The 14952-nt window shown below is 52.9% G+C and carries 15 protein-coding genes and 1 riboswitch; of the genes, 10 read left to right on the top strand and 5 right to left on the bottom strand.

The window, feature by feature from the left end:
• Positions 1-86: 86 nt before the first annotated feature.
• The 3 genes from JYE49_RS14775 to JYE49_RS14765 all read right to left on the bottom strand — a co-directional run bounded on the left by JYE49_RS14775 (position 87) and on the right by JYE49_RS14765 (position 2122).
• Positions 87-695: a hypothetical protein gene (locus JYE49_RS14775; protein ID WP_093956855.1), complete on the bottom strand. Its 609-nt coding sequence runs from the start codon at positions 693-695 to the stop codon at positions 87-89.
• 88 nt (positions 696-783) lie between these two features.
• Positions 784-1476 (bottom strand): flavodoxin family protein, encoded by a 693-nt coding sequence (locus tag JYE49_RS14770; RefSeq protein WP_093956856.1) that lies wholly within the window; start codon positions 1474-1476, stop codon positions 784-786.
• 25 nt (positions 1477-1501) lie between these two features.
• Positions 1502-2122 (bottom strand): TetR/AcrR family transcriptional regulator, encoded by a 621-nt coding sequence (locus tag JYE49_RS14765; protein WP_093956857.1) that lies wholly within the window; start codon positions 2120-2122, stop codon positions 1502-1504.
• Between the two features lie 281 nt (positions 2123-2403).
• Here JYE49_RS14765 and JYE49_RS14760 point away from each other — a divergent pair, with 281 nt between their 5' ends.
• The 3 genes from JYE49_RS14760 to JYE49_RS14750 all read left to right on the top strand — a co-directional run bounded on the left by JYE49_RS14760 (position 2404) and on the right by JYE49_RS14750 (position 5614).
• Positions 2404-3744: an extracellular solute-binding protein gene (locus JYE49_RS14760; RefSeq protein WP_093956858.1), complete on the top strand. Its 1341-nt coding sequence runs from the start codon at positions 2404-2406 to the stop codon at positions 3742-3744.
• Between the two features lie 102 nt (positions 3745-3846).
• Complete coding sequence (locus tag JYE49_RS14755) at positions 3847-4755, top strand: carbohydrate ABC transporter permease (RefSeq protein ID WP_093956859.1); 909 nt, start codon at positions 3847-3849, stop codon at positions 4753-4755.
• A gap of 1 nt (position 4756) precedes the next feature.
• Positions 4757-5614, top strand: a complete 858-nt coding sequence (locus tag JYE49_RS14750) for a carbohydrate ABC transporter permease (RefSeq protein ID WP_093956860.1) — start codon at positions 4757-4759, stop codon at positions 5612-5614.
• A 50-nt stretch (positions 5615-5664) separates the two neighbouring features.
• On the opposite strand, the gene JYE49_RS14745 is transcribed toward JYE49_RS14750, so the two are convergent.
• Positions 5665-6189, bottom strand: a complete 525-nt coding sequence (locus JYE49_RS14745) for an isochorismatase family protein (RefSeq protein ID WP_093956861.1) — start codon at positions 6187-6189, stop codon at positions 5665-5667.
• 21 nt (positions 6190-6210) lie between these two features.
• Complete coding sequence (locus JYE49_RS14740) at positions 6211-7221, bottom strand: tRNA-dihydrouridine synthase family protein (protein WP_093956862.1); 1011 nt, start codon at positions 7219-7221, stop codon at positions 6211-6213.
• A gap of 149 nt (positions 7222-7370) precedes the next feature.
• Positions 7371-7582: riboswitch (cobalamin riboswitch) on the top strand.
• Positions 7583-7754: 172 nt separating this feature from the next.
• Here JYE49_RS14740 and JYE49_RS14735 point away from each other — a divergent pair.
• The 7 genes from JYE49_RS14735 to cbiE all read left to right on the top strand — a co-directional run bounded on the left by JYE49_RS14735 (position 7755) and on the right by cbiE (position 14945).
• A complete protein-coding gene (locus JYE49_RS14735) occupies positions 7755-8891 on the top strand; it encodes a sirohydrochlorin cobaltochelatase (protein ID WP_346763111.1) in 1137 nt (378 codons plus the stop codon).
• A gap of 88 nt (positions 8892-8979) precedes the next feature.
• Entirely contained in the window at positions 8980-9459 is a 480-nt protein-coding gene (locus tag JYE49_RS14730) for a hypothetical protein (RefSeq protein WP_093956864.1), read from the top strand.
• A 12-nt stretch (positions 9460-9471) separates the two neighbouring features.
• A complete protein-coding gene (locus JYE49_RS14725; protein ID WP_093956865.1) occupies positions 9472-10875 on the top strand; it encodes a TroA family protein in 1404 nt (467 codons plus the stop codon).
• A 10-nt stretch (positions 10876-10885) separates the two neighbouring features.
• The gene (cobJ, locus tag JYE49_RS14720) at positions 10886-11620 is read left to right on the top strand and encodes a precorrin-3B C(17)-methyltransferase (RefSeq protein ID WP_093956866.1); all 735 of its coding nucleotides are present in this window, start codon (positions 10886-10888) and stop codon (positions 11618-11620) included.
• The gene (locus JYE49_RS14715) at positions 11617-12648 is read left to right on the top strand and encodes an iron chelate uptake ABC transporter family permease subunit (RefSeq protein WP_283399348.1); all 1032 of its coding nucleotides are present in this window, start codon (positions 11617-11619) and stop codon (positions 12646-12648) included. Before cobJ ends, JYE49_RS14715 begins: the two co-directional genes overlap by 4 nt.
• On the top strand, positions 12641-13762 hold the full coding sequence (locus JYE49_RS14710; RefSeq protein ID WP_093956867.1) for an ABC transporter ATP-binding protein: 1122 nt from the start codon (positions 12641-12643) through the stop codon (positions 13760-13762). The genes JYE49_RS14715 and JYE49_RS14710 overlap by 8 nt, the downstream gene beginning before the upstream one ends.
• Positions 13749-14945 carry a precorrin-6y C5,15-methyltransferase (decarboxylating) subunit CbiE gene (gene cbiE / locus JYE49_RS14705; RefSeq protein WP_179217287.1) on the top strand — a complete coding sequence of 399 codons (1197 nt, stop codon included), beginning with the start codon at positions 13749-13751 and terminating at the stop codon, positions 14943-14945. The genes JYE49_RS14710 and cbiE overlap by 14 nt, the downstream gene beginning before the upstream one ends.
• The last annotated feature ends 7 nt before the right edge of the window (positions 14946-14952 follow it).

Genomic DNA, 14952 nt, shown 5'->3' with positions numbered 1-14952 from the left:
ATAGAAATAACGTCCGAAAATCATACAAAATCCCGGGAACGCTTTGTTCCCGGGATCGTTTCATGCTTCAGTGCATCGCTTTTCCGTCATGTCTCACGGCTGCTGAAATGCCTCCAGGCAAGAACTCCGATCGGAATGAAGTAAAGACACCAGAACAGCAGCGCGATATAACCGCCGTTTCCGCTCCTGCCTTCCGCCATGGAAGTAAACATCCCGGTCATGGGCATGAAAAAGCAGCCTGGGAAAAAGATTCCGTGGGTCATAAGCAGCCGTTTCAGCCACCGGTCCGGTTTATTTTCCGCCTTCATAGCCAGGCCTATAAAGAAAGTGGAAAGCGCCATCATGCCGTAACCCAGCAGGTCATAGTTAAACAGCAGGCCGCCCCGCTGGTAATTCAAAATCCGGGATGCCTGGTCAGTCAGGATCTCTGTCCGGACCGTAGTGGTCTGTGCAAAGTAGACCAGCAGGATCAGCACGGCATAGACCCCTGCAAGGATCATACCGATATTGGCAGAAACCTTTGTCTTCTCCCCGCATTCATGATGCAGCCCTGCCGCTATCATCATATAGCCAATGGGCAGGAACATGCAGACAATATAGGAGCCGAAGATAAAATCGCAGAGAATGCATACCGCAAAAAGAAAAACAGTGACTGTTGTAATTGCCGCACCGGCCATGGATACTGTTCTGTTCATACTTGCCTCCCGTCAATCCGGCACAGCTGCCGGATATCCATAATTCATATAATCTGGTTTATTCGGTAAAGTCTCCGATATACAGTTTTTATCTCCAGGGCCGGTCTTTGCCCAGCCAGCCGTTCTTCTCCCAATACGCTTTGTCTGGCTCGCCCGAGGCAAGATCCGCCTTCTGCAGCATTCGCATCAGCATGAATACGGCTTTTGTTTTTAAGCCTGCTTTAGCCGTCTTCTTCACCACGTTGTCCGCAATTCTGGCTGTCTGTTTTTCGATTTTTCTCTTTTTCTTTTCTTTGACCCCGTTCCAGTTCATCGCCTGGACGCTGATTCCGTATGTCCATACATGTGGAACACCCCAGTAGAACAAAACGTTTGCTACATACTTCACAGCTTTCTTCGCGCCGGTTCCCGCAGCCGTCGAAACAACGACGGCCTTTTTGCTGAACATACATTTTCTCGGTCTGTGCGACATCCAGTAATTGAATGTCAGGTCAATGAAACTCTTCATGGGGGCGGATTCCCTCAGGGCGTAGGTAGGCGTTGTGAATATCAGTACATCAGCGGTTTCAACCTCCGCCATAATCCTGTTCTTTTCCTCGTAAAACGGGCATTTTTCTACTTCTTCCACGCATGCGTAACAACCGGTACAGAAATGATTCAGGTCCCGGGGAAGAAAAAACTCCACCGGATTCTCCCCGCCGCTGATTTTTTCTGCGATCATCCTGCCGATATGGTAAGTGCTGCCTTTATGGTTCTGGCCGTGGATCAGGACAATTTTCATAATGCTTTTCTCCCCTGTTTTTCGGTTAATCTGTTTTTCTTCCATACAGCCTGTTGAACTGGCGGATATGCTTTTCAAGGATTCCGACTGCGCTTTCTGCCCGGTCAGGATCACGGTCACAGGCTGTAAGCAGCATATAAATAGGTGCGTAAAAATGCAGCGTCATGATTTCCACATCTTCCGTGTGAAGGACGCCCTCCTGGACCATCAGCCCCAGGAGCAGGCCCTGGTATGACAGGGGATCATCCACATAATGCTTCATATAGGCTTCCGAAAGCTCTTTATCGTGATATGCTGCCATCGTAAGCATCTTCCGGAATTTCCTGGCATAGTCGTCGTAAAGAAAATAATGAAACAGATCCTTTCCGAGCTGAATCAGTTGCTCTTCGGAAAGGCCTTTATAGATCGCCGCGTCCTGTGCGGCGTCATCGCCCTGGATATGAAGAGCACCGGCTTGTTTCAGGAACTTGCTGTTCATTTCCCTGATGAGCGCGTCAAATATGGCCTGTTTGCTCTCATAATGTTTGTACAGCGACGGGGCTTTGATTCCGACCCGCTCTGCAATTTCACTGACAAACACATTGGCATAACCCTTCTCAGAAAAAAGTGTCAGCGCCTCATCCAGGATCCTGCCTTTGGTATCCATAAATCCTCCTTCAGTTTAGGCTAATTCGAATTAGCCAAATTGTAGGCTAATTCGAATTAGCTGTCAAGTCCCGTTCGAAATAAACAACTGCAATAATTTTGCATTCTTCACTGATTAAGTCGGAGGTTTTTCTTTTTCCGGTCAGGAAATGGGGCAACAGTAAAAATGTGTAAAAAGGTTGATAAAATTTCAACCTTGTAGCAAACGTTTACGCATCCTATAATCAAATCATCAAAGGACGGAAGGCATTATCCGTCCAAAATTCAATAGGAGGACTCAGTATGAAAAAGTTTCTGGCACTCGTTTTGGCAGCCCTGATGGTTCTCTCCGCTGTTTCTGCCCTGGCAGAAAGTGGAAAGAATATTCCTGAGCTGACCACTGAACCCATGACCATTCTGCTCTGGGACATCGCCACTGAAGGCGTTGGCAGAACGGCTCAGGAAGATGCGGTTAACCGCTTCATGGCGGACTATCCGAACATCAAGGTCGACCAGGTCCACAAGATCAATGACACCTACAAGCAGGATCTGCAGGTCGCCTTCTCTGCTAAGGAAGGCCAGCCCGACATGTACATCCACTGGGGCGGCGGTCCCATGGCCGAATATTACAAATCCGGCTGCGTGAATGATATCACCGAGCTGTTCAACACCTATGATCATCCGGAATTCATCGATGCCGCTGTGGCTCAGTCCACCTTCGACGGCAAAGTTCTGGCCATACCCTTCGGCGGCCTGTCCGGCTGTGACATCTTCTACAACAAGGCCATCTTCGATGAACTCGGAATCGAAGTTCCTCAGACGATCGCTGAACTGGAAGCTGCCTGCGACAAGATCAAGGAAGCTGGCTACTATCCCTTCTCCCTGGCGAACCTGCCCCGTTGGACCGGCTCCATGTACTATATGTACCTGGTCGCCCGTCATTCCGGCAATGCCGAATTCGACGCTGCTTATGACGGAACCGGTTCCTTCACTTCTCCCGCTTTCATCTATGCCGGTGAGAAGATCCAGGATTGGGTCAAGAAGGGCTACTTCAATGAAGGATTCAACTCCATGGCTCCCGACAACAACGATGACCGGGCTCTGCTGATCCAGGGTGCTGCCGCGATGATGCTGCATGGTTCCTGGCAGGTTGCCGGTATCAAGAACGATGACGAAGAGTTCTACAATGACAATCTGGGCGTCTTCCGCTTCCCGGTTGATGAAGAAGCGCAGGCTGCCGGTGTTCCCCAGAACGTTGAAATCGGTACTGCCATCGGTAACGGCTTCTCCTTCAACTGCTGGCTCGACGCTGAGCATACTCAGGTCGATGAAGAAAAGCTGAAGGCCTGCTATGTGCTGGCAACCCAGTACTACAATGACGATACCTACAACGCGATCCAGGTTGAAGGCGGCAACACTCCCTCCATCAAGGGCTATGAAAATGTTGACGATCCCAACAACAAGGTCGTTATCGACGTGTTCTTCGGCGCTTCCAACGTCCAGCTGTGGTATGACCAGTATCTGCCGGCTTCCGTGACGGAAGTTCATAAGGATATGATGGGCGCCCTGTTCGGACTGGAAAAGACCCCCGAAGAAGTCGGCCAGGCTCAGGATGCCGCGATGGCTGCTGCCCGTGCTGAATAATCCGGCAAACGGTTAACTTTTAATGGAATACCCGCAGGAATCTTTCCTGCGGGTATTCCTTGATTAATTCATGCACCACACTCCCCGAAGGAGGAAACACAAATGGCTAAGTTGCAGGGCATGGCGAAAAGGGATGCGCGCAGCACCGCAATCGCGGCAACGATCTTCCTTTTCCCGGCTGTCGCACTGCTGATCGTCTATATGATCTATCCGATCGTAGAGACCTTCCTGATCAGCCGGCTGAAGTGGAACGGATTCTACACAGCTGAAAAGATCAACGTCGGATGGGATAACTGGAAGACGTTGATCCAGGATGAACTTTTCTGGACTTCGTTCCTGCATAATGTGATCCTGATGGTATGCTCCATCCTGATCCAGATTCCTCTAGGCATGGCGCTGGCCACCTTCCTGGACGCCAGCGGCAGAAAATCCAATATCTTTAAGATTCTCTGGTTTCTTCCGTACCTGATGAGTTCCGTTGCGGTCGGTTTCCTGTTCTATTATCTGCTGGCCACCAACGGAGGTCTGATATCCGGCATAGCCACCCTCGTCAATGGAAAACGAACGATGGTGGACCTGCTAGGCAAGAATCCGCATGCGTTGTATGCGGTTATCGGCGTTGTCGCCTGGCAGTATACGCCTTTCTACATGGTGTACTTCATCGCAGGGTATTCCAATATTGATACTTCCCTGTACGAAGCGGCCGTGATCGACGGTGCGAACCGTCGGCAATATATCTTTAAAGTTGCGATTCCTCTTCTCGGACCGATTTTCAAAACGGCATGCACCATGTCCCTGATCGGTTCCCTGAAGTATTTCGACCTGATCTGGAATATGACGCAGGGCGGTCCCAACCATGGAACAGAACTGATGGCGACGTACATGTACAAGACGTCTTTCCAGAAGTTCAATATGGGATACGGTTCGGCAATTGCGGGCGGTATGTTCATCCTGATCACCGTGATAGCATTGCTCTTCCAGAAGGTCTTTGTAGTAAAGGAGGATTACTGATATGAATAAAATCATTAATCCTCAGCGGGAAAAAACAAAAAGCCGCATCGCCTGGGGTGTTGCGATTACCCTTGCGGTGATCTGGGTTGTCGTTACGGTAGGGCCCTTCGTTTTCATGGTCGTGAACTCCTTCCGCGATAAGAAGATGATGGGCCGCCAGGGCGTGTTGCACTTCCCGGACCCCTGGTATTTCAAGAATTATCCGGACGTAATCACCAACGGATTTTTCGGTTATTTCTTCCGGTCCCTGTTCATCGTAAGCATTTCCCTGGTGCTGATGCTGATCATCTCCTCCTTTGCAGCCTATCCGCTGGCCCGGATGAAGTTTAAGCTTCGCGGCTTCCTGTACGCCGGCATCGTGGCCATGATGTCCGTGCCGATGCACGTAACGCTGATCCCGGTATATCAGATGACCAACCAGATGGGGTTGATAAACAATCTGTTCTCACTGCTGGGACCATATGTTGCCTTCGCGCTGCCCATGTCCGTCTTTATCCTGACAGGCTTCATGATGACAATCCCGTCAGAGATGGAGGAAGCGGCCAGAATTGACGGATGCAACAAGTACAACATGTTCTTCCGGATTATTCTGCCGCTGTCCAAGGCCGGTTTGTCCACCCTGGCAATCTACAATGCGGTCGGTATGTGGAATGAATTTGCTTTCGCAAATACTTTCCTGAATGATATCCGTGTGAAGACCCTTCCCCTGGCACTGGGCGCTTTCAAGGGCGAACACTCCCAGGATACGCCGCTGATCCTGACGGTGCTGACGCTTTCGGCCCTGCCCACAGTCATCATGTTTATTATCTTCCAAGACAAGCTGGTCAAGGGTATGATGGCCGGCGCTGTCAAAGGATAATCTGTTTAACAGAACAAAGCCCCGGATCCGTCTGGATCCGGGGCTTTCTTTCATTTTGTGATCATCCTGATCGCTTCATTAAAGGAGATGCATTCCGCAAACCGTCCGGGCCACATAAACTGATTGTAGTACCGGCAGGTGGTTTCTCCGTTCATGTATTCATTATCAAAGGTGGAATTGGTTCCCTCGGGAATGATTACCCGGTATCCTCTTTCAAAAGCGGATTTCACCGTAGCGTCAATGCAGAAATTCGTCTGCAGGCCGATGATCATCAGGCGCTTGTCTTCCTGCTGCTCCATGTATTCCGCAAAATCTTTGTTGCCAAAGCAGCTGTTAATCGTCTTGAAAAAGACCTTTTCGCTCTTTTCTGGCGTTACCTGCCCGGCAATCTCAAAGGCTTCGTCTCCGATGGAAAAACCGGTTCCGGGACCGTCGTCATGCTGGAAGTAAATCACTTCAGTCCCGCTTTTCCTGGCGGCGTCGATCAGCCGCGTTATCCTGTCAATAAAGGTATCAAAGGCATACAGTCTTTCATCGGTTATACCTTTCTGAACATCAACCACCAGTAAAATCATCGTTTTCTTCACTCCAGTCAATCACTCTTTATTCAGTATCGCCCGGATGCATCCGTCGATATCTTTGGCTCGTTTCAGCAGGCGCTTGCGCCGGATATCACCCTCGCTCGGCCACTCCATCAGCTTTTTGATTCTTCCTAGTGCTGTCACCGGATCGAATCTTTGCTCCCAGCCGTCATAAAGGGCACTATACCATGCAGCCAGTTCCTCTTTGCTTGCCTCTTCCCCGCCCCGCAGTTGCCGGGCCAGGGCCGGATTGGCCAGCAGTCCGCGGCCGATCATCACAGCCTCCGTTTCCGGACAGCGGGCCTGCAATGCTGCCACATCCTCTGCCGTCCGCAGGCTTCCGTTATAGACGGGATGGGAAATTCCTTTCCGCACTGCTTCCTCGAATGCTTCAGGATGAAGTGTCTCCGTATACAGTTCCTTCATCGTCCGCACATGGATCGTCACATGGTCAAACGGATACTTTGCCAGAATATCCAGGATCCGCCCCCATTCCTCCGGCTGTTCATATCCGATCCGGGTTTTGACGGATAATCCAACAGGCAGGGTTCTGGAAAACACGCTGTCAAGGAATGATTCCAGGAAGTCCGGATCCCGCAGCATCCCGCTGCCCCTTCCCCGTTTTGTCACCGTCGCGGAAGGGCATCCCAGATTCAGATCAGCACAGGCATATCCAAGCCCTTTGACGTATTCCAGCCAGGTCTGCAGCTGTTCCGGATCCCTCGTCAGTGCCTGGGGCAGCACATTCAATCCTTTGTTTTCCTCCGGATCAATGTCCCTTTTCTCCCGTGTCAGCAGCGACATGGTTTGTGTCAGTTTGTGAAAGGGCAGGCAGTATACATCCACACCCCCGAACATCTTCTGGTGAACGGAGCGCAGGATCCCGTCTGTCATTCCTTCCATGGGCGCAAAATAGATCTTCATTTCCATTCCTGTTCTGTTACGCATTCTCATCTGTGAACGGCCGTTAATTCGTCCGCTGATATAGTACCACAGGACGATGTTGAATTCAGCATTTTCTCTCATGAAATAAACAGTGGAATACTCCTGCCCGGAAAAATAAGCATCCGTGTCTTTCCGGCAATGGCATAAACTTTCATCCGGTACAAAACTTGTTGCAAAACGTCCAATAATGTATATGTTTCCTTATCTGTATTGTGTTATAATAAACTGAAAAATGAATATGCAGACACGGTGTCAGAAGCTTCATTTCCATGAAGGGTTCTGGTGAAAAGGGAATCCGGTGAAAAGCCGGAGCAACAGCCATTACTGTATTGGATGAGCGATGGGTACAAATGCCATTGGGCCGGCTCCCGAGAAGGCGTATCCGTCTGGTCGATCAGGCCGCATCCACAGCCAGGAGACCTGCCGTATCTGTCAATGACGCAGAATTCTTGGGCAAGGGAGAATGATGGTCGCATTGAACCGGGAGGAGTTCTCTCCGGACTGGTTTTGTTTGTATATGCGCGTCTCTCTTCTGATCGGAAGGAGGCGCGTTTTCAGATGATGCATATCATTTTCAGAAAACAATAATACTGGAGGGTCATACTATGAAGAAGATGCTCGCAATCCTGACCGCACTGATGATGCTCTGCACGGCAGCCGCCGCCTTCGCGGAAGATGCCGACACGGCCGCTGCTGACAACGTTGCTGCACTGATCGATGCCATTTACGTACAGGAATGGACCGAGGAAACCGATGCCCAGATCCAGGCCGTCAGGGAAGCCTGGGACGCGCTGACCGATGCTCAGAAAGAACTGGTGGAAGGTGAAGAAGCCGATCCCGATTATTTCGGCCGTGATACAGGCGACGCCTCCCTGGACAACCCGCTGAACGCTGATGAAATCGGTGAGAAGGAGCTGCTCGTTGTCAGCTTCGGAACCTCCTTCAACGACAGCCGCGCCAAGGATATCGGCGCCATCGAAAAAGCGCTTCAGGAAGCGAATCCCGACTGGTCCGTGCGCCGCGCTTTCACTGCCCAGATTATTATCAACCACGTCCAGGCCAGGGATGGCGAGAAAATCGATAACGTCCTGCAGGCTCTGGATCGTGCTGTCGCCAACGGTGTTAAAACCCTGGTCATCCAGCCCACCCACCTCATGCACGGCGCTGAATACGATGAACTGATGGAAACTGTGGAACAGTATCAGGACAAGTTCGAATCCGTCGCTGTGGCCGAACCGCTTCTGGGTGAAGTTGGCGCGGATGCTTCCGTGATCAACGCTGACAAGGAAGCCGTCGCAAAGGCTGTTACCGCTGCTGCTGTGGCGGATGCTGGATTTGACAGCGCGGATGCCGCTGCCGCCGCAGGCGTTGCCTTCGTCTTCATGGGTCACGGCACCTCCCACACTGCAAAGATCAGCTACAGCCAGATGCAGACCCAGATGGATCAGCTGGGCTACGCCAACGTCTTTATCGGCACCGTTGAAGGTGAGCCGGAAGAAACCGCCTGTGAAGCTGTGATTGAAGCCGTGAAGGAAGCCGGTTATACCAAAGTTATCCTGCGGCCCCTCATGGTTGTTGCCGGCGATCACGCCAACAACGACATGGCCGGCGAGGATGAAGACAGCTGGCTGAGCCTGTTCACCGCTGCCGATGCCTTCGAAGCCATCGACTGCCAGATCGCCGGTCTGGGCCGGATTCCTGCCATCCAGGATCTGTATGTTGCCCATACCGCCGCTGTTATCAACAAATAAAAAACATGCCGGTTCAGTCTCCCGGCAAACGCCCGGGAGACTGAACCTTTTTTCAATCATCCTTCACCCATAAAGGAGACGGAAACCTATGAAGAATCCTGTCCTGTCCCTGGTTCTCTCTGCCCTGTTGATCATTCTTTCTGTGTCCGGCTGTTTCGCCGAAGCACAACAGGCCGAAGCCGCATTGCCTGACGGCGTCTATTCTGTTCTTTTCTCCACCGATTCCAGCATGTTCCGGGTCAATGAAACCTGTAACGGCCGGGGTACGCTGACCGTCGAGAACGGCACAATGACGCTTCACATTACCCTGATCTCCAAAAAAATCCTGAATCTGTTCCCGGGCCTGGCCAAGGATGCGCGTGAAGAAGGCGCTGTCCTGCTGGAGCCCACACTGGATCAGGTCACCTATCCGGACGGCATCACGGAGGAAGTCTTCGGCTTTGATGTACCGGTTCCCGTGCTGGAGGAAGAATTTGACCTCGCCCTGATCGGCACCAAGGGAAAATGGTATGATCACAAGGTTATCGTCAGTGATCCCCTCCCCATCGAAGAAGACGACAAGGAATAAGACAGAAAAGATATGCTGAAAAAAATACTGATCCCGTTGCTGATCCTGCTTATCTGCGTTTCGGCAGCCTCTGCGGGGGAACTGTATACCCCGGATGATTTCACCTTCACCGGCGGAACCGGCAGGGTTACTATCACCTGTCCGGAAATCCGGGTATCTGGGGAAGAAATTCTTGCGACAGTGGTATTCAGCAGTCCCCACTATGAGTATGTCAAAGTGGGCGATGAAACCTATCCCACTGTCTGTGATGACAGCACTTCCACTGCCGTGATTCCCGCACCTGTCAACTGGTCCTTTGACATCCTGGCGTGCACAACGGCCATGAGCACGCCGCACGAGATCAGCTATACCCTTTACATCCGCGTCAATGCCCTGGCGGATCAGGTTGTTCCCGGGCTCGAATGGGAATCTGACCTTCCTCTGCAGTATGCGGAAGGCTTTACCGTCAGCCGGTTCCGTGGCGGTTATTCCCTGATCGATGTCCGGGATGGCGGGAAATACCTTGTGGTTCCCCGGGAAATGACTGTTCCGGAAGGGCTGGATCCGTCCGTTACCGTGCTGGATCAAAAGCCGGAAAACATCTACCTTGCCGCCACCTCGGCCATGTCCCTGTTTGACGCGCTGGATGCGCTGGATCTCATCCGGTTTTCCAGTCTCCGGCAGGAAAGCTGGTTTGTTCCGCGTGCAGCGGATGCCATGGCGGCTGGAAAGATCCTCTTTGCCGGAAAATATGACACGCCGGATTATGAAATGCTGGTCAAGGATGATTGCGGCATGGCCATTGAATCCACCATGATCAGCCATGCGCCGAAGGTCATGGAGCTGCTGGAAATGCTTGGCATTCCGGTTTTTGTGGATCGTTCCAGTTATGAATCCCATCCGCTCGGAAGAACGGAATGGATTAAGCTGTACGGTGTACTGACCGGCAGGGAAAATGAAGCGGAAGCGTATTTTGCCGGACAGGTGGAAGCGCTTCAGGAGTATCAGGATACCGGCCTGAGCGTCGCTTTCTTTTATATCAACGTCCATGGTGAAGCCGTCGTCCGCTCCCCCGCGGACTATATTCCCCGCATGATCGCTCTTGCAGGTGGAAACTATGCCATGGCAGATATGAAGGCGGTTGAACAGGGTCATGCGTCTGTCTCCGTCAGCATGGAGGATTTCTACGCAATGGCCGGAGACGCGGATTTCCTGATCTATAACGCGGATATCAGCGAACCCGTCCGCTCTGTCGATGAGTTGATTGCTCTCAATGATCTCCTGGCTGATTTCAAAGCCGTCAAAGAGGGAAACGTCTGGTGCGCAGGCAAGGAGCTGTATCAGGCAACAGACCATGTAGGAGCATTTATCACCGATGTGCACAGGATGCTTACCGGAGAAAGCGGAGAGATGGTCTTCCTGACGCCGGTTCAATAAGGAGTAGTCAATGGGCGAATTGTATGTGGTTGGAATCGGGCCGGGTGCGGCGGATGAAATGACGCTGCGTGCGGCAGAAACACTCCGCCATGCGGAAGTAATTGCGGGTTATCAGGGATATATTGACCTGATCCGTCCGCTTTTTCCTGACAAGGAGTTCATCTCCACACCCATGCGTGGTGAAACAGAGCGGTGCCGCCTGCTGCTTGCTGAAGCACTGGGCGGAAAGCATGCCGCCATGGTCTGCAGCGGCGACGCTGGTGTCTATGGCATGACAGGCCTTCTGTACGAGCTGGCGGAAGGAACCGGTCTTGAAATCAACGTCGTCCCCGGTGTCACCGCTGCGTTGAGCGGTGCTGCGCTCCTCGGCGCACCCCTGGGTCATGATTTCGCGGTCATCAGCCTTTCCGACCTGCTGACGCCTTGGGAAACAATTGAAAAGCGGCTGGATCATGCCGCTGCGGGAGATCTGTGCATTGCCCTGTATAATCCGGCAAGCATGAAACGCAAGGATCACCTGAGCAGGGCCTGTGAAATCATTCTCCGCCACGCTTCGCCGGAAACAGTCTGTGGTGCGGCCCGGAATATTGCCCGTCCGGAAGAATCCTTTTGCCTCATGACCCTGAAAGAGCTTCAGGATTATCAGGCGGATATGTTTACCACAGTTTTTATCGGCAACAGCCAGACCCGTGTCATCGACGGCAGGATGGTAACTCCCAGGGGATATACGGAAAGGAATAAATGATGCAGAAAAAACAGACGCTGCGTTTCGGGATCATTTTTGCGCTGCTCGTGGTGACCTTTGTCATCATGGGTGCGCTGAATGCCTGCACCGGCAGTATCGCAATCGCCCCGAAAGAAGTCCTCCGAATTCTTTTTGCGGGCAGCGGCGAAGGCAGCAAGGCAGCTGACGTAATCTGGAAGATTCGTCTGCCCCGCCTGCTGGCAGCTGCGCTGCTGGGCGGTGCCCTCAGCGTATCCGGTTTCCTGCTCCAGAGCTTCTTCCGCAATCCCATTGCAGGTCCCTATGTGCTGGGTATCTCAAACGGCGCAAAAATGCTGGTCGGAGTAGTCATGGTATTCGTCATCCGTGCTTCAACAGACGCTCCTTACTGGACCATCATGGCGGCTTCCTTCCTGGGATCCCTGATCGTCACCGGCTTCGTGCTCCTTTTTGCCGGCCGCGTCCGTTCCATGGCAGCCCTGCTGATCACCGGTATCATGATCGGCAGCATCTGCACCGCGGTGACCAATTTCCTGGTTACCTTCGCAGATGAAGCCGGCATTGCAAATCTTCATTCCTGGAGCCAGGGCAGCTTCTCCGCCGTTTCCTGGCGGAACCTGGGGTTTTCGTCTGTTGTCATTTTCCTGTGTGTTGCAGGTGCTGTTTTCCTTTCCAAACCGATGACAGCCTACCAGCTGGGAGAAAACTACGCGCGCAGCATGGGAGTCAATATCCGCGCCTTCAGGATTGCCCTGATTGCGCTTTCCAGTCTGCTTTCCGCGGTGGTCACCGCCCTGGCAGGCCCCATCTCCTTTGTCGGCGTGGCTGTTCCCCATATCACGCGCCTGCTCTTCGGCACCTCCAAACCTGCGGTCATCATTCCCGGATCCTTCCTCTTCGGAAGCGTATTCTGCATGGGATGCGATCTGATCGCCCGTACAGCGTTTTCACCTTCTGAACTGCAGATCAGCACAGTTACGGCCGTGTTCGGAGCACCGGTTGTCATCGCGCTGATGCTGAACCGGCAAAGGGGGAAAGAAAATGGCTGATCATTATGCATTCAGTGCCAGGGCGCTGACGGTTGGTTACCAGGGACAGCCGCTGATCCGGGATATCTCCTTTGATCTTCCGGCAGGTTCTGTTCTCACGCTGATCGGTCCTAACGGTGCCGGAAAATCAACCATTCTGAAAACTGTTGCCGCGCAGCTTGCCGCAATCGCGGGTACCGTCATGATCGACGGACAGCCGATGTCCCGCTATTCCCACAACCGCCTGGCTGAAAAGCTCTCGGTTCTTCTGACAGACCGCGTTCGCCCGGAAATGATGACCTGCTTTGAAGTGGCCGCCATGGGTCGCTACCCTTACACCGGACAATTCGGCCGCCTGTCCGAAGCAGACCGGGGAATCGTGCATCAGATGCTGGCAAAGCTGCAGGTGGACGCCATCGCCGATCGGGATTTCTCCCGGATCAGTGATGGTCAGCGCCAGCGGGTGCTGATGGCTCGGGCCCTCTGTCAGGAACCGGAAATCCTGGTGCTGGACGAGCCTACCTCTTTCTTGGATATCCGCCATAAAATTGACCTGCTGGATATTCTGCTGGAAGTTTCCCGTGTGAAGAATGTTACGGTGCTCCTGTCCATGCATGAAATTGATCTGGCGGAAAAAATCTCCGATTATGTGATGGGTGTCAAGGGCGACACCGTCTGGAAATACGGCAGACCGGAAGAATTATTCCGGGATGAAATCATAGCTGATCTGTATGACCTGGACCGGGGCAGCTATCTGACCGGCCGCGGCAGTCTGGAACTGAAGAAGCCGGAAGGCAATCCCCGCGTCTTTGTCGTGGGCGGCGGGGGCTTTGGTATTCCGCATTACCGGAAACTCCAGAAGAAAGGAATTCCCTTTGCCGCAGGTATCCTCTTCGGGCATGACCGGGAGACAGATGTAGCTTGCGCGCTGGCCCGGGATACAGTCATCGTTCCCGGTTTCGGAGAGATGACTTCAAAACATTTCGAAGCCGCCCGACAGCTTTTGGTGGACTGCGGCGTCCTGTTGGATGCAGGTACGCCGGAAGGTTCCCTGAACCGGATGAATACGGAACTGATCTCTTTTGCCAAATCACAGGGATTGAAGATCGTGAGGGATGCTGATGAACTGGATTGATGTGGTAAGCGCAGGCCCGGGAAGTGAGGATTTCCTGACTGTACAGGCCCGCAGGACACTGGATGAGGCTGACGCCGTCTTTTGTGCGGAACGGACCCAAAACCTGGTTCGTAACCCGGCGGCATGCCGTCCCCTGACTCCTTTTTCCAAAGCGCTGGAAGACATGGAAGCCCTTCGTGCGGAAGGACTTCGCATAGCTGTTCTGCTGTCGGGAGACGCCGGTCTGTACAGCATGCTTCCCATCCTGACAGAGCGCTTTGGCCGGGAAGCACTTCGGGTGCATCCGGGCGTCAGCAGCCTCCAGGCCTTCTGTGCGAAACTCGGTATTCCCTGGCAGCAGGCCCGGATCCTCTCCGCTCACGGAAAGCAGCTGACCCCGTCCGCACTGTGTCATACTGTCCGTACCAGCCGGATGACGCTGCTGCTTCTGGATGCGGAGCATAACCCTTGCTGGATCAGGCAGTCACTGTGTGACGGTGGCCTGGAAAATGCCGAAATAACGGTTGGGGAAAGGATCTCCTATCCGGATGAATGCATCGGTCCCTGGGAAGACCGGGTATACGATTCCCTTTCCGTTGCCCTGATCGAAAACAACAATGCAGGATGGGCTTCCCGCGCTTTTGCGCTGCCGGATGATGCGTTTGTGCGCGGGAAAACGCCCATGACTAAAAAAGAAATCCGCGCCCAGATTGCCGCGGAACTGGATCTTACTCCGGATGCGGTTGTCTGGGATATCGGTTCCGGAACAGGAAGCGTCACCGTGGAGTGTGCGCTTCAGTGTCCTTTCGGTCAGGTTTTCGCTGTGGAACGTGATCCGGATGCCTTGAAACTGACAGAAGAAAACATCCGGCATTTCCATCTCCAAAATGCGGAGATTGTCGCGGGCAGTGCTCCGGAAGCGCTGAAGAACCTGCCGGCGCCTACCCATGTTTTCCTGGGCGGCACCGGCGGTCATGCAGCTGAAATTCTTTCCCTGCTTGAGAAGCTGGATACTCCGGTACGGCTGTGCGGAACAGCCGTGACGCTGGAGAGCATCCGGGAGTTCTTTGATCTTCTCCGAGAAAAGAAGAACTTCTCTGCGGTTCAGATTGCTGTTTCCCGCGCGGAGTTGTTGGGTGATTACCATATGCTTCGCGCACAAAATCCTGTTTTTGTTCTCTCCGCAGATCTTTGCGGGGAATAAAAGGAGA

Source organism: Aristaeella hokkaidonensis, from assembly GCF_018128945.1.
In the GTDB taxonomy this organism is placed as follows: Bacteria; Bacillota; Clostridia; order Christensenellales; family Aristaeellaceae; genus Aristaeella; species Aristaeella hokkaidonensis.
This window is presented reverse-complemented; position numbering and strand designations above follow the sequence as displayed.